This window comes from Mycolicibacterium helvum (assembly GCF_010731895.1).
GTDB classification, from domain to species: Bacteria; Actinomycetota; Actinomycetes; order Mycobacteriales; family Mycobacteriaceae; genus Mycobacterium; species Mycobacterium helvum.
Genome location: NZ_AP022596.1, coordinates 3,757,986 through 3,779,321, shown reverse-complemented (window position 1 = coordinate 3,779,321; position 21,336 = coordinate 3,757,986). Strand labels below are relative to the sequence as shown.

The following is a 21,336-nucleotide window of genomic DNA, read 5'->3' as shown; positions in this document are numbered from 1 at the left end:
CTATCCGGCCCGATCGCAGCCCAGCGCGAATGCCTTGATCAAAGCGGTGTACTGGTAGGCGTACTCCCATGCCCAGCGCACCAGGGTGAAGTCATATGAGCGCGGCACCGGCCGCATCGTGACGTCGCCGTCGAAGCACTGGTGGAAGATGTAGCGAGCCCGCACCATGTGGTAGTTCCAGGACACCACGATCACATGAGTCCAGTTGTGCTGCTTGGCAAGCCGAGCCAGGTGCATTGCCTCACCGCGGGTGGTGTACGGCGATGGGGTGAAGCAGAGCACGGTGATCATCGCTGTGCCGGATGCACACGCCTGCTCGAAATCATGAAGGTCCGCCGGTTTGTCGCCATAGGCATTGGACAGCACAACCGTGTCGGCGTAGCCCTGCTCGGCCAGGCTCAGACCGTACTGAAGACGACCGTCATTGTCGCCGCCGAGCACGATGACCGCGTCGGCTTTGGTCAGCGGATCGGCGTGTGGGCGGGTGAAGAGGACGAATCCGGTGACGCCCAGGGTGGCGACGATCGCCAGGCAGATCACCGCCACAATCGACAGTGCCCGACCCCATCTCCCCACGGGGGGCAGGTTACCCGTCAGCAAGCGTCGTTAGGCTGTGCGGCATGGCTGCTGAGCTCGTTCCGGTCCGCATCGGCGTGACTGCTGGTGACCTGTACACATTGTGGGCGCCCCGGTGGCGCGACGGCGGCGACGAGTGGGAGGCGTTCCTCGGCAAGGACGAGGACCTCTTCGCCTTCGAGTCGGTGGCCGACCTGGCCGCGTTCGTACGCACGAACACCGACAACGACCTAGCCGATCACCCGGCGTGGGAGGACCTGACCGCGGCCAACGCCCACAAACTGGAGCCGAAGGAAGACCGCGAGGTCGACCTGATCTCCGTCGAGGAACTGCTGTCCGAGAAGCCCACCGAAGAGTCGGTGACCGCGCTGGCCAACACCATGGCCGTCGTCTCCTCGATCGGTTCGGTGTGTGAGCTGCCGGCCGTGACCCGGTTCTTCAACGGCAACCCCAACCTGGGCCTGCTCTCCGGTGGCATCGAGCAGTTCAGCGGCAAGCCGGGCCTCAAGCGCTGGAGCGTGGTCGGTGAGATCGTCGGCCGCGGGTGGGACGGCGTGCTGTCCGCGATCGACGAGGTCATCACCGTCCCCGAGGTCGACGAGCGGGCCGCCAAGGTGGCCGCCGACGAGCTCGACGAGCCGTACGAGGACGAGACCGACGAGCCGGTGGACTCCGAGGCCGACGAGGACGCCACCGACGACGCAGAAGTCGAGTCGGACGCCGAGGAGACCGTCACCGCGCGGGCCCCGCAGGACGCCGTGGTGCTCGGCAGCGACGCGGACTTCTGGGCCGAGGTCGGGATCGACCCGGTACGCATCACCCTCAGCTTGGGAACGGTGTACACGCTGCGCTGCTACTTCGACGACCGGCCGATCTTCCTCGGCCGTAACGGCAGGATCAGCGTGTTCGGATCGGAGCGTGCGCTGGCCCGCTCGCTGGCCGACCAGCGCGACCACGATCTGGCGGACCTGAGCACCTACGACGACATCCACACCGCGGCCACCGACGGCTCACTGCGGGTCGACGTCACCGACGACAACATCTACATACTGACCGGGCTGTCCGACGACATCTCCGACGGGCCTGACGCAATCGACCGCGACCAGCTGGAGCTGGCCATCGAGTTCGTCCGCGACGTCGGCGAGTACTCCGAGGAGGACCTCGTCGACCGGCTGCTGGCGCAGGACCATCCGCTGGGCAAGCTGGTCGATTACGTGCTCGATCCCGAGGAGAACTCCCGCCCCGCCGGGCCGTACGCGGCAGCGGTGAAGGAGTGGGAACAGATCGAGCGGTTTGTGGAGTCGCGGCTGCGTCGCGAATAGCCGCGCGGCTAACCGGCTAGGAACTCGCGCCCGCGCTGGCCTTGGCCCGCTTGGAGGAACCGACGCCGCTGTGGGTTGATTTAGTCGAGCTCGAGCCCGAGCCCGAACTGGAAGTACTTGAACTCGAGCTGGAGCTGCTTGTAGTCGACGCTGCCGCACTGGCGGTCTTCGATGACGTCGTCGACGTGTGCGGCTTGAAGTGGCCAACACCGTTGCTCGTGCTCGTCGATGTCGTGGAATCTGTGGCCGACGCCGACGCCGACGCCGACGCCGAAGACGAAGACGAGTCCTTGGATGTCGATTCGGTGCTGGCCCCGGTCGACGTGCTCGTCGACGTCGTCTCCGTCGAGCTGGCGCTGGCGGTATCAGTCGTTTCCGTGTCGGTGTAGGTGACGTCGGCGCCGCCGACGCCATAGGGCCCTGGCCGCGTCGTTCGGAACGGACGGACACCGAAGAGGTCCTCGATCCCGTTGTCCAAGCCGGTCGGGATCGAGATGGCCAGATCAGTGGCGAACTTGACCGGATTCTCGAAGTAGAAGATGTTCCACGATGTCGGCTTGCCCGGGCTTGTGCTGCGGTCGTAGGCCGATTCGATGATCACCCGCAGCGGAGCGTCCAGGGTGTCGGCCAGCGCATGGCCGAGCGACCCGAGGTTGTTCAGCGGCATGAGCAGGGGCAGCACCGGGGTCGAGATTAGGTAGTAGTGGGTGTCCCCGTACTGGCCCTGGTCGATGACGCCCGAGTCGGTCAGAGTGGTGTCGTCGTAGGTACCGCCGAGATGTAGATAATCGATGCCCATCTTCGCGTTCAGAACCGCCAGCAGGTTCAGCGGGTTGATCGGGAAATCCGACCAGCCGTCGTACTGCGCCGCGATGTCGACGGTGGCGTACTGGGTATTGGTCGGGGTCGGGCCGCTGAACGTCGCCCCGCCAAACTGCAGGAACCACGGGATGGTGACACCGGCCGGCCCGCGTGACAGGAAGCCGCCATTCGGCCGGTTGCCGTTCGCGATCAGCACGAAGCTGACGTCCGGACCGTCGCCGTAGGCGTAATCCGCCGCCAATGACCGCTTTTCAAGCGTTGCGATAGTCGCGCTCTGCGAGAAGCCGTACACCACGAACGCGTCCCCGGGGGCCGGCGCGACGGAACCCACCTCGGTGTTGTAGTTGCACGACGTGCCCTTGATGCAGTTATCCAGATTCTGCCGGCCCAGCGCCACCGACTGGTCGAAGGTCAACGTGCCGGTGTCCGGCGCGAACTGTTCAGGGGTGACAACACCGACCCCGTTGTAGGGACCCGACGGGATACCGGTGGCCAGGGTCGATGCGGGGGCGACGTAATTGCCGATCGCCGTGGCGATGTAGTTCTGGACGAACTCGCTCGTGTCCTCCGCCGGGGACAGCGAATGGCCCGTGCCGCCCATCGCGAGAACCGTTGTGCCCGTGAGTAGAAGCTTGAAGGCCGCCGTCGTAGTCGACACCAGGGCCACGGACAGGAAGACTGCCAGTGCAGCGATTCCCACTGCAGAGCTGCGAGCTGCTTGGCGCATGTCGGCCACTCCCCATCTCGGTCAGAACCACGCACGACGAGAGAACACGCCTGCCCCGACCAGGCCTGCAAGACTCTATCAGCAAACGCACCCAGCCACGTGTCCGTCAGAGGCCACCGCAGCACCCAGACGGCCGGCCGGGAAGCAACCGCCGAGGACAATCGGGGTAAACCAACGGTTCACCGGCCCGAATCAGCAGGTCACGAATTGACACCGGCGTAGCTTCTCCCGCAAACCGCCTCCTTTCGCCAGAGTGCAGAATGCTAGCCTTCTGAAAACGACGAGCCTTGGGGTGAATATTCAGTGAGCCGAGTCCATATCCCTAAGTTGGGGGTCATCGCGGCACTGCGCCAAAAGACCGACTACAAGCGCTGGGCCGATACCCGCAATCTGTACTCCGACTGGGAGCCGCGGACACAACGGGCCGCCGAGCTGATCCCGGCCGGCAGCCGGGTAATCGAGTTCGGTGCGGGCACCCGCACCCTCGAAAAGCACCTCGACCCGTCGTGCACCTACACACCGTCAGATCTCGTCGACCGGGGCCCGGGAACGATCGTCTGCGACCTCAACGAGCGCCCACTGCCCGAGCTGCGCGAGGACACCTACGACGTTGCCGTGACCATGGGGGTCCTGGAGTACCTTCGTGACGTGCCGGCGGTGATCGACTGGCTATCGACATTCGTACCGCGCTGCGTGATCTCCTACGGCTGCCCCGACACCAACGATCAGTTCCGGCGCACCAAGCTCGGTGCCGTCGACCGGATCAGCCGAGGCTGGTTGAACAGCTACCAGGAAGAGGAAGTTCGGTCACTCTTCCGGGAGCGGGGCTACTCGAGCCTGCACGAAGAGAACTGGGCAAACGCCGACGGGTACCAGCACCGGCTGTTCGTCTTCGCCAAGTAGTCCACGCCCGGCGCCGCGTCACTTTCCGGTTGCAGGTGACTTCCGGCCCTCGCAGCCAGCGCCGATAGCCTGTAGCGTTGCATCGCGGATTTCAATTCCACGCTGGCCGCGGCCGATCGTCATGGCCTGAGGGAGGTATCACTGGTGACGTCGACACTGACTTTGCCTGACCTGCTGGCAAACCAGGGCATCGCCGATTTGACCGGGCTCTGGCCAGTTGAGATGGTCGAAGACTGGAACCGCCGGCTCGATCCGATCTTCGCTGGAGCCGACGGTGAGCGACGGTCGTATGCGAATGCCGATGCGCTGGCCGAGACCGGCATATTCGCCGAGCTGTTCAGCGAGCCCGTCCGCCGGGTGATCGCCGGCATCCACCCGTCAGCCCTGCTCTACCACTGCCACAGCTACGAGGTCGCCGCCAATCAGGGCAGGCCGCACATTCACCGCGACAAGCCGCTGGGCTGGCACCGCGATACCGAGACGATCGGCGCCTACACCCCCGATTTCCCTTCCTTCATCAGCATCTTCATCCTGCTGTCGCCGGTCGGCGAGGGGGATGGTGCGTTCGAGTTCTACCCGCACCGGCCCAACAACGGCATGCGCGCGGGCGGCGATGCGGTGCAGTTGGTCGGCCCGATCGGCACCGCAGCGATGTGGAATCGCTCCTACTTCCACCGTGCGTCACCCAACCGCGGTGCACTGCGCCGGCGCGTCCTGAAGGTCTCGTTCCAGCCCGCCGGCTTGCCGAACGACCGGATCGGGTTGCCCGAGTTTCAGGATGCCCGCGCGCACCTGACTGATCCGGCCCTGCTCGCCCTGATCGACGAGCGCCGGGTGGGAAGCACTGCCCCGCTGCAGGACCGCGGCGAGATTCCGGCTGGCACCCCGCTGCCGCCGACCACGAAGAACGAGTTGTCGCGGGCGCAGGCGACTTATATCCGCGCCCAGACCGTCGGGTTTCGAGTGCTGGCCGCCGCGGGCGTTGTGTGACCCAGCCCAGTAACCGGCTGCGGGCGCTCGTCGTCGGGTCCGGATACCGAGTTCGCAACGCCTTCCTTCCGGCGTTGAATCTGTTGAGTTCCCACGTCGAGGTCGTCGGAATCCACTCTCGGACGAATGAGAATGCACGACGCGCCGCACAGCGATGGGGCGTGGAGGCCATCGAGGACCCACGGGTCTTGCGCCCGGGAGACATCGACCTCGCACTGGTGTCGGTGACGCTGACCAACAACGTTGCCGTGCTGAAGTCCATCGCCCACCTGGCACCCGGGGCCGCGTTGGTGATCGATACCCCAGGAGTCGGGCGCCTCCAAGATCTTGCGCGACTGACTCAGTTCCGGAAGTGGTCGCAGATCCGGATCGGCGAAGACTTCATGAACATGCCGCAGTACCGCCTGGTCGGCGACGCCATCTCCTCGGGTGCGCTCGGCGAGGTCAGCCGAATCTCGATGTCCGAGATGGGCTATCGCTACCACGCATTGGCACTCCTGCGATCCTGGCTGGGCCTCCTGCCGCCGAGTTCGGCCCGCAGTCAGCGTGTTCCAGGCGGCGTCAACATCAACTACCGCTTCCGCGGCGGAATTACCGGCGAGGTTCGCGAGCCGTACCGCCAGGGCGAAGGATCGTTCGTCGTCACCGGCAGCAAGGCCATCCTGACCGGACACCCCATGGGCTACGAGATCCCAAATGCTCAGGGCGCCAAGCTTGTTCGCCTGCAAGACGACACCGGACTGACCGGGTTCGCCATCGACGGGCTCGGTACGCTGATGAAGATCGACCTTCCGCACCACGCGGCGATCAACGCGATGGAGCTCGAAGACGATTCCGAGTTCAACGTGCTCCGCATCGACGGGCTGAGCCAGGTGATCTCGTCGCTGTGGAAGCCGGGCGGGCAGGAGCGCAGCGACCCGGGGATTGGATCCGACCCGGTGAATACCCGGTACCGGCTCGAGGACGCCGTGGCGGACAACCTGGTCAGCTGGGCTGCCCGCGCCACCCCGTGGCTGCCGGCTTCAGCTATTCGACTTCGGGGTGGAGGTCGGTAAGAGGCTCGTCCTCTTCCGCGTCATCGAAGTCTTCGGCCATTTCTTCGAGGTCTTCGTCGAGTACCGCCACGGTCGCCGCAGCTGAGGCCGTGGCCGTCGCGGCAGCCATCCGAGCGGCCTTGAGCTTGACGCGTGGCGGTTTGGAGGGCCACCAGTTGGCGTCGCCGACCAGCACGGCCGCTGCCGGCACCGTGAGGGTGCGCACCAGGAAGGTGTCCAGGAGCAGGCCGACCCCGATCACGAAGCCGATCTGCGCCGCCGTGAGGACGCTACTGACGGTCAGCGCCATCATCGATGCCGCGAAGATCAGGCCCGCCGAGGTGATCACCCCGCCGGTGGCACCGACAGTGCGGATAACTGCCGAGCGCACACCGTATTTCGCCTCATCGCGAATCCGCGAGATCAGCAGGAGGTTGTAGTCGGCGCCGACGGCGACGAGCACCATGAACGCGATTCCCGGTACACCCCAAGCCAATTCCTGGCCAAGGATGAACTGGAACAGCACGACGCCAATGCCCAGTGCGGCGCCGTACGACAGCACCACCGACAGCACGAGATACAGGGGTGCGACGACCGCGCGCAGCAGCAAGAAAAGGATCAGAAAGACCACGACCAACGTCATGCAGAGGATGTAGACGAAGTCGGCGTCATAGAAATCCCGGACGTTGGCGTTGATCGACGAGAACCCCAGCATCGAGATCTCGGAACCGGCCAGCTGCGTATTGGGCGTCGCCGCGATCGCGGTGTCGACAATCGTCTTGGTCTGATCCATCGCCGCGGTGCTGAACGGATTGAGCGCCGTCTGGACCAGGTAGCGCGCGGAATGGCCGTCCTCGGACACGAACAGCTTGGCGGCCTTCTTGAACTCGTCCATGGTCAGGACCTCGGGCGGGATGTAGAAACCCGACATCGGCGGATCCGACGCCTCCCGCTTCATCGCCAACAGGAACGACGAGGCCTGATCCAGGCCCGAGCCCATAGTCCTTGTCTGGTCGACAAGGGTCTGCACACCCACCGCGAGTTGGCGGCTCGCGTCGGCAAGCTGGTTGGCGCCCGTAACCGCCTCGTTGAGCTTCTTCTCGACCCCGCCCGGCTGACCCACACCCAGCGCACGAGCGGCCGCGGTGGCCTTCTGCACGTTCTGGCTCAGCATGTGAACCGAATCGTCGAGCTTCTGCGATCCGTCGGTCGCCGACAAGTCGCGGGCAAATGCCTCGATGGAGTGGACGGCATCGGTGTTACTGACGTCGACGATCTTCTGCAGGTCTGATCGCGAGTTGACGCAGGCCGGATCCGCATCACACTGCGGGCTGACATTCAGCGCGTTGACCATCGGAGTGGCCCAGTCGCTGATACTCGTAACCCGCAGAATGCTGACCCCCAACGAGTCGCCCAGGGTCCGCATGCTGGTCACCAGCGTGGCGGTCTTGTCGATCTGGTCGAGCGTCGTGGACCCGCCGTATTTCTGCGACATGGCGTCCAGCGCACTCGTCAACCCTCGAACGCTGGCGATCGATCCCACCACTTGGTTGCGGATCTGGCCGAGGACGTCGGCCATCTTTCCGGCGCCACCCGAGAGCAAACTGAGGTTGTCGTCATTGGCGTGGATGAGGTTGGAGGCGTCGCCCAGCTTGGTGCCGACCTCACCGGCCTGATAAGTGGTCTTGGCTTGCTCGAGCACGTGCCCGGTGGGCCTGGTGATCCCGCGGACCATGTCGATATCGGGCAGCTGCGCGACCCGTGCGGCCATCTGCTCCATATCGGCCAGCGCCTTGGGGCTGCGCAGGTCGTTCGGCGACTGGATGAACAGGAACTGCTGCAGCGTGCTGCTGATCGGGAAGTGCTTGTCCATCACCTCGTAGGCGTGGTTGCTTGCGGAGTCCTGTGGCAGGTTCTTGCGGTCGTCGTAGTTGAAGTTCATCTTGATGGTGGTCGCCGCCAACCCGCCCAGGATCAGCACACTGGTGGTCAACAGCAGGACGGGGCGGCGCACGATCATCACGCCCGACCGCCGCCAGAATCGGCCGGTTATGTCACGTCGCTGTTTGATCCATCCGCGCCGGCCGGCGAGCACGATGAACGCCGGGAGCAGGGTGATCGACGCCAGGAAGCCCACGAAGATCGTCACCGACAGGGCAGGGCCGACGGTGGAGAAGATCGCCAGTTTGGTGAAGGACATCCCCAAGAACGTGATGGCGACGGTGCCCGCCGAACCGGCGATCACCTCGCCGATCGTGGCCAGCGCTTCGACCAGGGCGTCGTCCGACGCCAGCCCGGCCTTGGTGAGTTCCTGATAGCGGCTATAGAGGAACACGCCGTAGTCGATGCCGGCGCCCATGATCATTCCGGTCATCAACATCATGGTCTGCGGGCCGAGCCCCAGCCCGAGTTCACCGAGGCCGGCGACGGCCTGTTGAGCAACCACCAGCGAAATGCCGATGGTGATCAACGGCATCATCATCGCGATCAGGCTGCGATACACCAGCAGCAGAATCGTGAACACGAGGCCAACCGTGGCGATCTCGATCATGTGCTGATCGCGCGCACCGATCGCGTTCATATCCTCCATGGTCGAGGCACCACCGACCACGTTGACCTCGAGCGATGTCCCCTTCGCCGCCTCCTGGACCGCCTTGATGACGTTGCGGTACGCCTCCTGGCCGTCCGGCGCGCCCATGGTGCCCGCCATGCTGACCGGCAGATTCCATGCCTTCCCGTCCTTGCTGGTCATCACCTCTTTCAGCTCCGGAGTGCGCACGAAATCCTGCATCGACGTGACGTTCTTGGTCTCGTCCTTGAGCTTGTCGACGATCTTTCGGTAGGCAACCTCGTCGGCAGGCGTCAGCCCGTTCTCGTTACTGAGGATGATCGCCGCGAAATTACCGGCGTCGGCTTCGTGAAATGCGGTCTGCATTTTCTTGACCGAGAGCAGCACCGGAGCGTCTTGGGGCAGGAAAGACGGCGGGTTGCGGGCCGAAACGACCGACAACGGGGTGATCAGGGCCATCATGGCCCCAGCCAGAACGAGCCAAGCAGCGATCACCAGCAGAGGATGGCGAACGATCATCCGACCCAAGCCCGTGAGGAGCCTATGCGCGGACACGCCCCTCAAAATGGCGCGCTTGGACATCACACCAAGTTACATCGCGCGAACACCCGGACATGTATCACGAGGTGGCGACGCAATTCGTGGCGAGCGCAGGCCCGCGAATCGGAGCGTACGCCCACACCGACAAATAAGCGCGGCGGGAACCGCCCCATGCCGCGCCGGAGCAAACACATTGGCAGTGACAGGGCGGCCCCCAGGCGGGTGTCAGCCGATCAGCACGGCGTAGCGGGGCTTGATCACCTCGTCGATGATGGCCAGACGCTCGTCGAAGTGGATGAACGCCGACTTCATCGCGTTGATGGTGAACCGCTCGAGATCACTCCACCCGTAGCCGAACGCCTCGACCAGGCGCAGCATCTCCTGGCTCATCGTGGTGTCGCTCATCAGGCGGTTGTCGGTGTTGACCGTGACCCGGAATCGCAGCCGGGCCAGCAAGTCGAACGGATGGCTGGCGATACTGTCCACCGCGCCGGTCTGCACATTGGAGCTCGGGCACATCTCCAACGGAATCCGTTTGTCGCGCAGGATCGCGGCCAGCGGACCCAATCGGGCCGTCCCGTCCGGCAGCACCTCGATGTCGTCGACGATCCGAACACCGTGGCCGAGACGATCGGCACCGCAATAGGCCAGGGCTTCGTGAATGGACGGCAGACCGAATGCCTCACCGGCGTGGATGGTGAAACGCGCGTTGTTGGTTCGCATGTACTCGAACGCGTCGAGGTGACGCGTCGGTGGATAACCGGCCTCGGCGCCGGCGATGTCGAATCCCACCACACCCTTGTCCCGAAACCGGATCGCCAGCTCGGCGATCCCCCGGGACCGGGCCGCATGGCGCATCGCGGTCACCAGGCAGCGCACCACGATAGGGCGCCCGGCCGCCGCGGCGGCCTTCTCCCCCTCAGCGAAACCGGCCAGCACCGCGTCCACAACGTCGTCGAGGGACAGCCCGCGGTCGATGTGCAGTTCGGGGGCAAACCGGACCTCGGCATACACGACGTTATCGGCGGCCAGGTCCTCGACACATTCGAAGGCGACCCGGTGCAACGACTCGGCGGTCTGCATGACCGCGACGGTGTGGGCGAACGGTTCGAGGTAGCGCACCAGCGACCCGCTGTGCGCCGCGGTGCGAAACCACGCGGCCAGGTCGGCCTCGTCGGTGGCGGGCAGCCCGTCGTAGCCGATCTGCTCGGCGATGTCGAGGACGGTGGCCGGGCGCAACCCGCCGTCGAGGTGATCGTGCAGCAGCGCCTTGGGCGCCTGGCCGATCATCGCGAGCGTCAGCGGGGTGGGCATCAGGCGATCCGATCGATGATCAGTGGCCCGCGCTCCTGAAATGTGTCGACGATGGTCCAGGCACCGTCGAGCTCGCCCATGGCGGCGGGAATCCGCTCTGGCGTGTCGGTGTACAGGGTGAATAGTGGCTCACCAGCGCAAACCGGTTCACCGGGACGACGGTGGATACGCACCCCGGCACCGGATTGCACGCGCTCGCCCGGGGAGGCCCGGCCAGCGCCGAGCCGCCACACCGTCAGCCCAATTGCCATCGCGTCGATGTCCCCCATTGTGCCGCCTCGCGGTGCCGTCACGGTCTCAGAATGGACACCGATCGGAAGCTGCGCGTGAACATCCCCGCCCTGGGCGGCGACCAGTGCGCGGAAGCGGTCCATCGCGGTGCCGTCGCGCAATGTCTGCGCCGGGTCACAGCCGTCGATCCCGGCGAGATCCAGCATCTCGACGGCTAATCGGACCGTCAGTTCCACCACGTCGTCGGGCCCGCCACCGGCCAGCACCTCGAGGGACTCGGCGACTTCCAGGGCGTTACCTATGGTGCGGCCCAGCGGAATGTCCATATCGGTCAACAGCGCCCGCGTCGGCACCCCTTGGGCCAGCCCCAGCTCGACCATCGTGGCGGCCAGCTCCCGGGATTCGGCTTCGGTCTTCAGGAACGCCCCGCGGCCGACCTTCACATCGAGCACCAGGGCATCGGCGCCCTCGGCCAGCTTTTTACTCATCACCGAGCTGGCAATCAACGGCAGAGATTCCACCGTGCCCGTGACATCACGCAACGCATAGATCTTGCGGTCGGCGGGCGCCAACTCGCCGGCGGCGAAGATAGCCGCGCCGATCTGCGATAACTGCTGACGGACTTGCGCTTTGGTGATCTCGGCGGTGAATCCGGGAATCGACTCGAGCTTGTCCAGGGTGCCGCCGGTGTGCCCAAGACCGCGGCCGGCGGCCTGCGGAACTGCCGCACCGCACGCGGCGACGACGGCGACCAAGGGAATGGTGATCTTGTCGCCCACCCCGCCGGTGGAGTGTTTGTCCACCGTCTGCAGCGGGCGCCCGTCGCGACGTAGATCGCTGAAGTCCAGCTTCTCGCCGGAGGCGATCATCGCCGTCGTCCACCGGGAGATCTCACCGCGATCCATCCCGCGCAGGAAGATCGCCATGAGCAGCGCCGACATCTGCTCATCGGCCACCCGTCCGTGGGTATAGGCGTCGATCACCCAGTCGATGGCGTCGTCGGTCAACCGGAAGCCGTCACGTTTGACCCGGATGATCGTCGGGGCATCGAATGTGAACTCCGTCACGGCTTTTCCCGCTCCACCCGGGCCAGATCATCGGGACCGAAGGCATCGGGCAACAGCTCGGCCAGTCGGCGCGGGCCATGTGGGTGATCAACGAGCAGCTCGGGCCCGCCGTGTTCGAGAAGCAGCTGCCGGCACCGTCCGCACGGCATCAACGCCACCCCGGTGGCATCCACCACCGCCACCGCGACCAGCCGGCCACCGCCGCCGGACATCAGGGCGCAGACCACCGCGCACTCGGCACAGAGACCTAGGCCATATGAGACATTTTCCACATTGCAGCCGGTGACGACGCGGCCGTCGTCGACCACGGCGGCAGCCCCGACCGGGAACCCCGAATATGGCGCGTATGCGTGAGCGGACGCCTCAATCGCCTTGGCACGCAATGATTTCCATTCACTTTCCGCTGTCATGTGTCGCTCACCACACCCATACTGAATGCATTCACCAACCGCCTCACCGGAGTTGCCCCGCGGTGGTTACCCGGCCCAAATCGGCCGCATAGCCGCCCCTTGTCTCTGCACGGTAGTTCTTTGCACCGGACAAACGGCGTTAGAGTCCACCCAAAAGCAACGATGGTGTTGGAGGCGCTGATGAGTACAGCGGCACCGGTCGTGCCGGGCCCGCGCGATAAGTCGACTCGACGACGGCGCACTCTCTACCGCGGCGACCCCGGTATGTGGTCGTGGGTGCTGCACCGCATCACCGGCGCGACGATCTTCTTCTTCCTCTTCGTCCATGTCCTGGACACCGCTCTGGTCCGGGTCAGCCCGCAGGCCTACAACGAAGTGGTCGAGACCTATAAGGCGCCGATCGTCGGGCTGATGGAGATCGGCCTGGTGGCCGCGCTGCTCTATCACGCACTCAACGGCGTACGGATCATCCTGATCGACTTCTGGTGGCAGGGACCTCGCTATCAGCGCCAGATGCTGTGGGCGGTGGCCGGCGTCTGGCTGCTGGTGATGGTGCCTTCGCTGGTGATCATCGGCATGCACATGGCGGAGCGGTTCCTGTGAGCGCGCCCGAGAACCGGCTCGGCCCGCCGGCCCCGATCCTGGAGCGCAGCCACGACCGTCCGGCCGGGCTGGACAATCCGCGCACCCCGCGCCGCCGCGGCGGCATGCCCAACTTCGAGAAGTACGCCTGGCTGTTCATGCGGTTCTCCGGCGTCGTCTTGATCTTCCTGGCGCTGGGACACCTGTTCATCGGGCTGATGTGGGACGGCGGCGTCTACCGCATCGACTTCAACTACGTCGCCCAGCGCTGGGCCTCGCCGTTCTGGCAGACCTGGGACCTGCTGCTGTTGTGGCTGGCTCAGCTGCACGGTGGCAATGGGATCCGCACGATCATCAACGACTACGCCCGCAAGGACTCCACCAAGTTCTGGCTCAACTCGCTGCTGGCGGTCTCGCTGCTGATCGTGCTGGTGGTGGGGACCTACGTGCTGCTGACCTTCGATCCGAACATCTCCTAGACGACATGCCTACCGGACGACACTGTTAGAGGCGAAAATGATTACCGAACATCGCTACGACGTGGTCATCGTCGGCGCAGGCGGAGCTGGTATGCGCGCCGCCGTCGAGGCGGGCCCAAGGGTGCGCACCGCGGTGCTGACCAAGCTTTACCCGACGCGGTCGCACACCGGCGCCGCTCAGGGCGGCATGTGCGCGGCACTGGCCAATGTCGAAGAAGACAACTGGGAGTGGCACACCTTCGACACCGTCAAGGGCGGCGACTACCTCGCCGACCAGGACGCGGTCGAGATCATGTGCAAGGAAGCCATCGACGCGGTCCTCGACCTGGAAAAGATGGGAATGCCGTTCAACCGCACCCCCGAGGGCCGCATCGACCAACGGCGCTTCGGCGGGCACACCCGCGACCACGGCAAGGCCCCGGTACGCCGGGCGTGTTACGCCGCCGACCGCACCGGCCACATGATCCTGCAGACGCTCTACCAAAACTGCGTCAAACATGACGTGGAGTTCTTCAACGAGTTCTATGCCCTCGATCTGGCTTTGACGCAGACCCCGAGCGGTCCGGTGGCCACCGGCGTCATCGCCTACGAGCTGGCGACCGGTGACATCCACATCTTCCACGCCAAGGCCGTCGTGTTCGCCACCGGCGGGTCGGGCCGGATGTACAAGACCACCTCCAACGCCCACACGCTGACCGGCGACGGCCTGGGCATCGTCTTCCGCAAGGGACTTCCCCTGGAGGACATGGAGTTTCACCAGTTCCACCCGACCGGTCTGGCCGGCCTGGGAATCCTCATCTCCGAGGCCGTCCGCGGCGAGGGTGGCAGGCTGCTCAACGGCGAGGGCGAGCGGTTCATGGAGCGCTACGCCCCCACCATCGTCGACCTGGCCCCGCGCGATATCGTCGCCCGCTCGATGGTGCTGGAGGTGTTGGAGGGCCGCGGCGCCGGACCGCATAAGGACTACGTCTACATCGACGTGCGTCACCTCGGCGCGGACGTGCTCGAGGCCAAGCTGCCCGATATCACCGAGTTCGCCCGCACGTATCTCGGCGTGGACCCGGTCAAGGAACTGGTGCCGGTCTACCCCACCTGCCACTACGTGATGGGTGGCATCCCGACCACCATCACCGGACAGGTGTTGCGCGACAACACCACAACGGTGCCGGGGCTCTACGCAGCAGGCGAATGCGCGTGTGTGTCGGTGCACGGCGCCAACCGGCTGGGCACGAACTCGCTGCTGGACATCAACGTGTTCGGCCGCCGTGCCGGCATCTCCGCCGCCAACTACGCTCTTGCCCACGACTTCGTCGACCTGCCGGATGCGCCGGCCGGCATGGTGGTGAACTGGGTCGCCGACATTCTGAGCGAGCACGGCAACGAGCGCGTCGCCGACATCCGCAGCGAGCTGCAGCAGTCGATGGACAACAACGCCGCGGTGTTCCGCACCGAGGAGACCCTCAAGCAGGCGTTGACCGATATCCACGCACTCAAAGAGCGCTATGCCCGAATCTCGGTGCATGACAAGGGCAAGCGCTACAACAGTGATCTGCTCGAAGCGATCGAGCTGGGCTTCCTGCTGGAGCTGGCCGAGGTCACCGTCGTCGGCGCACTGAACCGCAAGGAGTCCCGCGGCGGGCACGCCCGCGAGGACTACCCCAACCGCGACGACACCAACTACATGCGGCACACCATGGCGTACAAGGAAGGCGCTGACCTTCTCAGTGACATCCGGCTGGACTACAAACCCGTCGTGCAGACCCGCTACGAGCCGATGGAGCGCAAGTATTAATGACGATCGCACCTGAGCGCAAAGATCCCGCGCTGCCGCCGATCCCGGACGGGGCGGTGATGGTGACGCTGAAGATCGCGCGGTTCAACCCCGAAGATCCCGATGCCGCCGGCTTCCAGAGCTTCCGGGTGCCGTGCCTGCCAAGCGACCGGCTGCTCAACCTGCTGATCTACGTGAAGAGCTACCTGGACGGCACGCTGACGTTCCGCCGCTCGTGCGCACACGGGGTGTGCGGCTCGGACGCGATGCGGATCAACGGCGTGAACCGGCTGGCCTGCAAGGTCCTGATGCGCGACCTATTACCCAAGAAGGACAAACCGCTCACCATCACCATCGAGCCGATCCGCGGCCTGGCCGTCGAGAAGGATCTGGTGGTCAACATGGAGCCGTTCTTCGACGCCTACCGCGCGGTCAAGCCCTACCTGATGACCTCGGGCAACCCGCCCACCCGCGAGCGCATCCAGAGCCCGACCGACCGGGCCCGCTACGACGACACCACCAAGTGCATTCTGTGCGCCTGCTGCACCACCAGCTGCCCGGTGTATTGGAGCGAGGGGTCGTACTTCGGGCCTGCCGCGATCGTCAATGCCCACCGGTTCATCTTCGACAGTCGCGACGAGGGTGCCGCTGAGCGCCTCGACATCCTCAACGAGGTCGACGGGGTGTGGCGCTGCCGCACGACGTTCAACTGCACCGATGCCTGCCCGCGCGGTATCGAGGTCACCAAGGCGATCCAGGAGGTCAAGCGCGCGCTGATGTTCGCGCGCTGACCTGATAGCTGGTGGAACGAGCCGGCCGCTCCCACAGAACCCCGCCCTGGGCGGTCACCCCGGCAGCGCTCAGTTCCCGCTTGAGGATCTTGTTGGTCGCGGTCTGTGGCAGGTCGTCGTTGATGCGGACGAACCGCGGCCAGGCCTTCGGCGACAGATCGGCCTGCTCGGCCAGGAACGCCTCGAACTGCCTCGGCGTCAACGATTGTCCTTGGCGCAGAACGACTGCCGCCATGACCTGGTCGCCCACCCGTTCGTCGGGCACGGCGTAGACGGCCACCTGATTGAGCTGCGGCAGTCGCAGCAGGATCCGTTCGATCGGGGCCGCGGCCATGTTCTCGCCGTCCACCCGCATCCAGTCCGAGGTCCGGCCCGCCAGATAGATCCAGCCGTCGGCGTCGCGGTAGGCGAGGTCACCGGTCCAGTACATGCCATGGCGCAGACGTTCCGACGTCGCCGCTGGGTCGTTGTAGTAGCCGGTGAACGGTCCAGATCCGGTGGTATTGACCAGCTCCCCGATCGCCTCGTCGGTGTTGAGCAGTGCACCGTTCCCGTCGAAAACAGCTGTGGCACATTCGGTTACCGAATCGGGGTGGTAGATCGCCACCCCGCCCCAGCCCTTGCCGATCGAACCCGACGGGGTACCGTCCTCCCGGACGACCACGACGGCGAACTCGCTGGAGCCGAACCCGTCGATGATGCGGCAACCGAACCGCCGTGAGAATTCGGCGATGTCGCGCTCGGTGGCCTCGTTGCCGTACATGACGCGCAGCGGGTTGTCGGCGTCGTCGGGCTGCTCGGGGGTGGCCAGCACCAGGGCCAGCGGCTTTCCGACGTAATTCATGAACGTAACGCCGTACCGGCGCACGTCGCCCAGCAGCCGCGACACCGAAAACTTCACCGGCACCATCGCCGCTCCTGCGGTCACCGCAACCGAAAAGCCAACGGCCACCCCGTTGGAGTGAAACAGCGGCATCGCGAGGTAGCACACGTCGCCTGCGGTGATGTCCATCTGCGCAACCAGGCTCAGGCCGCACATGACGCTCATCGCGTGGACGAACGGCACAGCCTTGGGGTTGCCGCTGGTGCCAGAGGTGAAGATCATCATGAACGGGTCGGTGCCGCTGACCTCATGCGGGACAAGGGGTTCCGCGGCCGCGATCGCCTGGGCGTATCGCGGGCCTGTCACGTCCAGCACAGTGATCCCCGAGAGATCCAGTCCGTCGAGCAACGCAGCGTGGTCGGTGTCGACGAGCAGCAGTTGACAGTCCGACCGGCGGATGTCGGAGACCAGGCTCGCACCGCGGCGAGTCGTGTTGATACCGCACAATACGTAGCCGCCGAGTGCGGCGGCGGCCATCGACCGCACGTAAGCCGGTGAATTCGTCAGCAGCGCACCAATATGCAGCGGACGGTCCGGATCGGTCATCGCCAGCAGCGCGGCGGCTTCCACGCTCGCCTCGGTCAGATACTCGCGCCAGGTCCAGCTGCGGTCCGCTGAGATCACCGCGACGGAGTCGTCGTCGAGCCGACCGCGCAGCAGCTTCTGGACGGTGTCGATCATGCGTCGGCGGGGCGGTAGCGCAGCAGGGTCATACCGCCGCCGGGGAGGTCGCAGAACACCGGTGCGACTCGCATTCCGATCCGGACATCGGCGGCTTCGACGTCCACCAGCTCGGTGGAAAACCGCGGACCGACGTCCCACTGCACCACCGCGGGCAGCTGCGGCAGCGCCTCGGCCCACGGTGGCCCGGTGGGTCGGCGAGCGACGGTATAGGTGTACAACGTTGCGGCGCCGTCGATCTCGCGCCACTGGAGATCATCGGCCAGCGTGCCGGGGGCCAGCGTGCGGGGATAGAACACATAGCGGCCGGCCGACGGCGAGTACTGAATCAAGATCCGGTGCGCAGCCAACCCATCCCAGAACGGCTGGGATACCGGGGTGGGTTCGGGTACCGGCATCGGTTCGGTCATCAGTCGCCTCCCAGCACCAGGGCCACCTGCTCGCTCATGATGCCGCCGGTGCCGGCGACGAATGCGATGTTGGCGTCGGGCACCTGCGCGGCCGCGGAGCGCCCCATCAGCTGGCGGGTGGCGTCGACGACGTGGTGCATACCCCCGGACATCCCGGCCTGCCCGTAGGACAGCTGGCCGCCGGCGGTGTTGAGCGGGAAGTCACCGCGGAAGGTCAGGTCCCGCTCCTTGATCCACGTCATGCCCTGGCCCTTCGGGCAGAACCCGGCGTCCTCCAGGGTCATCAGCACGGTGATCGTGTAACAGTCGTAGATCGAGGCGATGTCGATATCGGCCGGGTGCAGTCCCGCCATCGCGAACGCCCGCTGAGCCGAACGAGCGATCGGGGTGACCATCGGATCCTTGGCGTAGGTCGTGGTCTTGAAGGAGATGTGCTCACCGAATCCCTTGATCCACACCGGCCGGTGGCGGGCCTTGCGCGCCAGGTCGGCATTGGCGACCAGCACCCCGGTGCCGCCGTGGACGGGCATGACGATCTCCAACATGCGGATGGGATCGGCGATCAACGGACTGCCCAGTACATCGGCTTCGGTGATCGGCTTGCCATGGAATACCGCACCCGGATGTGCGCAGGCGTTGGTGCGCTGGTCCACTACGATCTTCGCCAGGGCTGACGGGTCGTAGCCATACTGTGCGCCATAGCGTTGCGCGATCTGCGCGAAAGGGGCGTTCTGCCCGACGTTGCCGTACGGGATCTCGTACTCGGCTTGCGGGGAACCATAGTTGTTGCTCGACGCCCCGTACCAACTCGGCGCCACCGGCGCCCGGCGGGCCGAACGCGGCAGGGCACGCGAACCGGGCAGCACGGCCAGCACCGCGTCGCACAGCCCGAGCTCGACCGCGACGGCCGCGCGCCACACCATGGCAGCCGAGGTCGCCCCGCCCAGGTCGACCCGCTCCCCGAAATCGATGGGCAGTCCCAGGTATTCGGACAACGTTGCCGGCACGAACATGTCCGATTCGGCCAGCCCGTGCGAAATCAACCCGTTGACCACACTCCCGTCGAGCCCGGCGTCGTCGAGCACCAGCTTCGTCAGCGCGGCGTACTGGTCGAGAGTGAACAGTTCGGGGCGGGTCGGCTTGCGCTCGGCAGGCAGCTCGGCGATCCCGACGATCGCCGCTTCGCCGGCCAGTCGCATCAGGAATCCCCAAGGCGCCGCGGTAGTTCCACGGTCGCCGTGCCAGGCATCAGGATGTCGGAACCCCGCCGCCCGACGATGTCCAGATCGACCAGGCCCCGGCCGGCATCCACCCGCTTACCGGTGACGGTGCCGCCGAACGTCAGCGGCTGACCGGGAAACGCCACTGCGCGGTTCTGCACCGAGTACTCGACCAGCCGGCCGCGGCCGCCGATCCAGTCGGTGACCGCTCGAGCCAGCAGCGCGGCCTGCAACGGACCCTGCACCAGAACGTCGTCGTAGCCTTCCGTGCCCCGGGCCCAGTCCTTGTCGTAGTGGATACGATGGCCGTTGTAGGTCGCCGCGCTGAAGAAGAACATCTGAGTCTCGTCGACGGCAACCACCAACTCGGGCAGCTCGTCGCCCGGCGTGACGTCATCGAAAAACAACTGGGTCATGGCCGGGCGATCATCGACGTGGCGGCCTCGGCCACCAGTTCGTCATGCTGGTTGCGATAGACGGTACGCCAGGTGACCAGAACGAATCGTCCTGACCGACCTTCCTTTTCGACAACCGATTCGATGGTACGCACCATCTCGATCTCGTCGCGGTGGTAGGCCGGCAGGTGGAAGGTGGTGCTCTCGCCGCCTGCCATCCGGCGCGGTGCTTTCGGGAAGGCGAGGCTGCCCGAGACGGCACCGGAGGAACCGTCTGGGCGCAGATCAGCAAGCGCACTGACACCGAGGATGGCGTATTGCAGATACAGCGGCGGGCAGATGGCGTCGCGGTAGCCGTTGGCGCGGGCATAGTCCGGGTCGAACCACAGCGGGTTGTCGTCACCGACCGCCGCGGCCCAGCGCTGCCAATCTCGGCGGATCACCTCGCCGGTGGCGGTGGCGGCGACGGTGCCAACGCGCGCCGCTGTTTCCGGGTCGATGAGGTGAGAGGTCATTGGCCATCCTTGCGCCGCAACCGATCGCCGACCGCGGCACGGCTGACCACGTCGTCGTCGAGCCACGCGGCGGCGATGTCGGCGCCCCCACCGAGCGTGGAGAGCACCCTGGCCCGTTCTGACCACAGGTACAGATCGGTATCCACGACGTATCCCATGCCACCGTGCAGCTGGTGGGCGTCGAGGGTGGCCCATTTGGCCGCGGTGGCGGACTGGATTCTGGCGACGGCGGTTTCGCGGATCGCGGTGCGCCCCTGAGCGATCGCATGCACCGCCGACTGTGCGGCCAGCCGCGCCGCCGACAGCGCGATGTGCATATCGGCCACGATGTGCTGGGCAGCCTGGAAGGAGGCGATCGGCCGGCCGAACTGGTGCCGCAGCGTGGTGTAGCGCACCGTCCGCTCCATGACGGCCTCGCCGATACCGACCAGGTCCAGCGACGCCAATGTCACCGCGGCGTTGGCGACCCGTCGCAGTTCGTCCCGGCCAAGAGGCGACCCGTCGCCCAGTACGTCATCGACCGGTACGTCGTCAAAGCGCACCACCGACGCGTGGTGGCCACCCATCAGCGCGAGCGGCCGCAATGTCACGCCCTCGTTGCCTAACCGAACGACAAAGCCCACCGTGCTTCCGTGCTTGTCGAACCCGGTCACCACGATCACGTCGGCGGTATCGGCGTCGGCGACGAAATCGGCGGTGCCGGTGAGTCGCCAGCTGCCGTCTTTGGCTTGGTCGGCGCGCATGGTGGCGGTGACGTCGGATGCGTCGTTGGGGTTCCACAGCGCGGTGGTGCCCGCGATCCGGCCTGCCGTGAGCTCGGGTAGCCATCTGGCCCAAGATTTTTCACCGCCGAGGACGTACAGCGCGTACCCGGCGATGGCAGTACTGTGCACCCGCACCGGGCCTAGTGCGCGGCCGGCCTCGCGGGCGAAGATCCCGAGATCTGACAACGTCCCGCCGGACCCGCCATAGCATTCCGGCAGACCAAGCCCCATCACACCAGCGGCGGCCAGGTCACCCCACAGGTCGGCACGGCCAGCACCCAGCAGTCCGCGCAGGCTGGACGCCAGATCCCGCTCATCTTGAGAGGCAACGAGTTTCATA

20 protein-coding genes are annotated in these 21,336 nt (G+C 65.8%); 8 read left to right on the top strand and 12 right to left on the bottom strand.

Annotated features, from left to right (window positions below):
• Positions 1-576, bottom strand: a complete 576-nt coding sequence (locus G6N38_RS17775) for a YdcF family protein (RefSeq protein WP_163749408.1) — start codon at positions 574-576, stop codon at positions 1-3.
• A gap of 44 nt (positions 577-620) precedes the next feature.
• Here G6N38_RS17775 and satS point away from each other — a divergent pair, with 44 nt between their 5' ends.
• Positions 621-1,898 (top strand): protein export chaperone SatS, encoded by a 1,278-nt coding sequence (gene satS, locus G6N38_RS17770; RefSeq protein ID WP_163749407.1) that lies wholly within the window; start codon positions 621-623, stop codon positions 1,896-1,898.
• Between the two features lie 16 nt (positions 1,899-1,914).
• On the opposite strand, the gene G6N38_RS17765 is transcribed toward satS, so the two are convergent.
• The gene (locus G6N38_RS17765) at positions 1,915-3,447 is read right to left on the bottom strand and encodes a PE-PPE domain-containing protein (RefSeq protein ID WP_163749406.1); all 1,533 of its coding nucleotides are present in this window, start codon (positions 3,445-3,447) and stop codon (positions 1,915-1,917) included.
• Positions 3,448-3,750: 303 nt separating this feature from the next.
• On the opposite strand from G6N38_RS17765, the gene G6N38_RS17760 reads away from it, so the two are divergent.
• The 3 genes from G6N38_RS17760 (at position 3,751) to G6N38_RS17750 (ending at position 6,395) form a co-directional block, all read left to right on the top strand.
• Positions 3,751-4,350, top strand: a complete 600-nt coding sequence (locus tag G6N38_RS17760) for a class I SAM-dependent methyltransferase (RefSeq protein ID WP_163749405.1) — start codon at positions 3,751-3,753, stop codon at positions 4,348-4,350.
• Between the two features lie 144 nt (positions 4,351-4,494).
• A complete protein-coding gene (locus G6N38_RS17755) occupies positions 4,495-5,340 on the top strand; it encodes a phytanoyl-CoA dioxygenase family protein (RefSeq protein ID WP_163749404.1) in 846 nt (281 codons plus the stop codon).
• Positions 5,337-6,395 (top strand): Gfo/Idh/MocA family oxidoreductase, encoded by a 1,059-nt coding sequence (locus G6N38_RS17750; RefSeq protein ID WP_163749403.1) that lies wholly within the window; start codon positions 5,337-5,339, stop codon positions 6,393-6,395. Before G6N38_RS17755 ends, G6N38_RS17750 begins: the two co-directional genes overlap by 4 nt.
• On the opposite strand, the gene G6N38_RS17745 is transcribed toward G6N38_RS17750, so the two are convergent.
• From G6N38_RS17745 to G6N38_RS17730, 4 genes are all read right to left on the bottom strand, one after another.
• Positions 6,367-9,525, bottom strand: coding sequence for an MMPL/RND family transporter (locus G6N38_RS17745; protein WP_163749402.1), 3,159 nt, complete (start codon positions 9,523-9,525; stop codon positions 6,367-6,369). The genes G6N38_RS17750 and G6N38_RS17745 overlap by 29 nt on opposite strands.
• Positions 9,526-9,708: 183 nt before the next feature.
• Positions 9,709-10,797 carry an adenosine deaminase gene (locus G6N38_RS17740; protein ID WP_163749401.1) on the bottom strand — a complete coding sequence of 363 codons (1,089 nt, stop codon included), beginning with the start codon at positions 10,795-10,797 and terminating at the stop codon, positions 9,709-9,711.
• Positions 10,797-12,095 carry a thymidine phosphorylase gene (locus tag G6N38_RS17735; RefSeq protein ID WP_163749400.1) on the bottom strand — a complete coding sequence of 433 codons (1,299 nt, stop codon included), beginning with the start codon at positions 12,093-12,095 and terminating at the stop codon, positions 10,797-10,799. The genes G6N38_RS17740 and G6N38_RS17735 overlap by 1 nt, the downstream gene beginning before the upstream one ends.
• Positions 12,092-12,505 carry a cytidine deaminase gene (locus G6N38_RS17730; RefSeq protein WP_163749399.1) on the bottom strand — a complete coding sequence of 138 codons (414 nt, stop codon included), beginning with the start codon at positions 12,503-12,505 and terminating at the stop codon, positions 12,092-12,094. Before G6N38_RS17730 ends, G6N38_RS17735 begins: the two co-directional genes overlap by 4 nt.
• Positions 12,506-12,685: 180 nt before the next feature.
• Between G6N38_RS17730 and sdhC the strand changes: the two genes are divergently transcribed.
• From sdhC to G6N38_RS17710, 4 genes are read left to right on the top strand one after another with little or no spacing between them, the layout of a single operon-like run.
• On the top strand, positions 12,686-13,108 hold the full coding sequence (gene sdhC, locus G6N38_RS17725) for a succinate dehydrogenase, cytochrome b556 subunit (protein ID WP_163749398.1): 423 nt from the start codon (positions 12,686-12,688) through the stop codon (positions 13,106-13,108).
• Positions 13,105-13,566 (top strand): succinate dehydrogenase hydrophobic membrane anchor subunit, encoded by a 462-nt coding sequence (locus G6N38_RS17720; RefSeq protein ID WP_163749397.1) that lies wholly within the window; start codon positions 13,105-13,107, stop codon positions 13,564-13,566. The genes sdhC and G6N38_RS17720 overlap by 4 nt, the downstream gene beginning before the upstream one ends.
• Before the next feature lie 37 nt (positions 13,567-13,603).
• A complete protein-coding gene (gene sdhA / locus G6N38_RS17715) occupies positions 13,604-15,358 on the top strand; it encodes a succinate dehydrogenase flavoprotein subunit (protein ID WP_163749396.1) in 1,755 nt (584 codons plus the stop codon).
• A complete protein-coding gene (locus tag G6N38_RS17710; RefSeq protein WP_163749395.1) occupies positions 15,358-16,128 on the top strand; it encodes a succinate dehydrogenase iron-sulfur subunit in 771 nt (256 codons plus the stop codon). Before sdhA ends, G6N38_RS17710 begins: the two co-directional genes overlap by 1 nt.
• On the opposite strand, the gene fadD1 is transcribed toward G6N38_RS17710, so the two are convergent.
• The 6 genes from fadD1 to G6N38_RS17680 are packed head-to-tail and all read right to left on the bottom strand — an operon-like array spanning position 16,100 to position 21,335.
• Positions 16,100-17,692 (bottom strand): fatty-acid--CoA ligase FadD1, encoded by a 1,593-nt coding sequence (gene fadD1 / locus G6N38_RS17705; RefSeq protein ID WP_163749394.1) that lies wholly within the window; start codon positions 17,690-17,692, stop codon positions 16,100-16,102. The genes G6N38_RS17710 and fadD1 overlap by 29 nt on opposite strands.
• A complete protein-coding gene (locus G6N38_RS17700) occupies positions 17,689-18,102 on the bottom strand; it encodes a Zn-ribbon domain-containing OB-fold protein (RefSeq protein WP_163749393.1) in 414 nt (137 codons plus the stop codon). Before G6N38_RS17700 ends, fadD1 begins: the two co-directional genes overlap by 4 nt.
• The gene (locus G6N38_RS17695) at positions 18,102-19,304 is read right to left on the bottom strand and encodes a thiolase family protein (RefSeq protein ID WP_407662997.1); all 1,203 of its coding nucleotides are present in this window, start codon (positions 19,302-19,304) and stop codon (positions 18,102-18,104) included. The genes G6N38_RS17700 and G6N38_RS17695 overlap by 1 nt, the downstream gene beginning before the upstream one ends.
• Positions 19,301-19,738 carry a MaoC family dehydratase gene (locus G6N38_RS17690; RefSeq protein WP_163749391.1) on the bottom strand — a complete coding sequence of 146 codons (438 nt, stop codon included), beginning with the start codon at positions 19,736-19,738 and terminating at the stop codon, positions 19,301-19,303. Before G6N38_RS17690 ends, G6N38_RS17695 begins: the two co-directional genes overlap by 4 nt.
• Positions 19,735-20,232, bottom strand: coding sequence for a MaoC family dehydratase (locus G6N38_RS17685; RefSeq protein WP_163749390.1), 498 nt, complete (start codon positions 20,230-20,232; stop codon positions 19,735-19,737). The genes G6N38_RS17690 and G6N38_RS17685 overlap by 4 nt, the downstream gene beginning before the upstream one ends.
• Complete coding sequence (locus G6N38_RS17680; RefSeq protein ID WP_163749389.1) at positions 20,229-21,335, bottom strand: acyl-CoA dehydrogenase family protein; 1,107 nt, start codon at positions 21,333-21,335, stop codon at positions 20,229-20,231. The genes G6N38_RS17685 and G6N38_RS17680 overlap by 4 nt, the downstream gene beginning before the upstream one ends.
• Between the last annotated feature and the right edge of the window lies 1 nt (position 21,336).

What these genes read in the sequence shown, in the direction of transcription:
- satS (WP_163749407.1), top strand. Translation starts at nt 621, where the DNA reads ATGGCTGCTGAGCTCGTTCCGGTCCGCATCGGCGTGACTGCTGGTGAC.
- G6N38_RS17765 (WP_163749406.1), bottom strand. Translation starts at nt 3,447, where the DNA reads ATGCGCCAAGCAGCTCGCAGCTCTGCAGTGGGAATCGCTGCACTGGCA.
- G6N38_RS17745 (WP_163749402.1), bottom strand. Translation starts at nt 9,525, where the DNA reads ATGTCCAAGCGCGCCATTTTGAGGGGCGTGTCCGCGCATAGGCTCCTC.
- G6N38_RS17740 (WP_163749401.1), bottom strand. Translation starts at nt 10,797, where the DNA reads ATGCCCACCCCGCTGACGCTCGCGATGATCGGCCAGGCGCCCAAGGCG.
- G6N38_RS17730 (WP_163749399.1), bottom strand. Translation starts at nt 12,505, where the DNA reads ATGACAGCGGAAAGTGAATGGAAATCATTGCGTGCCAAGGCGATTGAG.
- sdhC (WP_163749398.1), top strand. Translation starts at nt 12,686, where the DNA reads ATGAGTACAGCGGCACCGGTCGTGCCGGGCCCGCGCGATAAGTCGACT.
- sdhA (WP_163749396.1), top strand. Translation starts at nt 13,604, where the DNA reads ATGATTACCGAACATCGCTACGACGTGGTCATCGTCGGCGCAGGCGGA.
- G6N38_RS17710 (WP_163749395.1), top strand. Translation starts at nt 15,358, where the DNA reads ATGACGATCGCACCTGAGCGCAAAGATCCCGCGCTGCCGCCGATCCCG.
- fadD1 (WP_163749394.1), bottom strand. Translation starts at nt 17,692, where the DNA reads ATGATCGACACCGTCCAGAAGCTGCTGCGCGGTCGGCTCGACGACGAC.
- G6N38_RS17700 (WP_163749393.1), bottom strand. Translation starts at nt 18,102, where the DNA reads ATGACCGAACCGATGCCGGTACCCGAACCCACCCCGGTATCCCAGCCG.
- G6N38_RS17690 (WP_163749391.1), bottom strand. Translation starts at nt 19,738, where the DNA reads ATGACCCAGTTGTTTTTCGATGACGTCACGCCGGGCGACGAGCTGCCC.
- G6N38_RS17685 (WP_163749390.1), bottom strand. Translation starts at nt 20,232, where the DNA reads ATGACCTCTCACCTCATCGACCCGGAAACAGCGGCGCGCGTTGGCACC.
- G6N38_RS17680 (WP_163749389.1), bottom strand. Translation starts at nt 21,335, where the DNA reads ATGAAACTCGTTGCCTCTCAAGATGAGCGGGATCTGGCGTCCAGCCTG.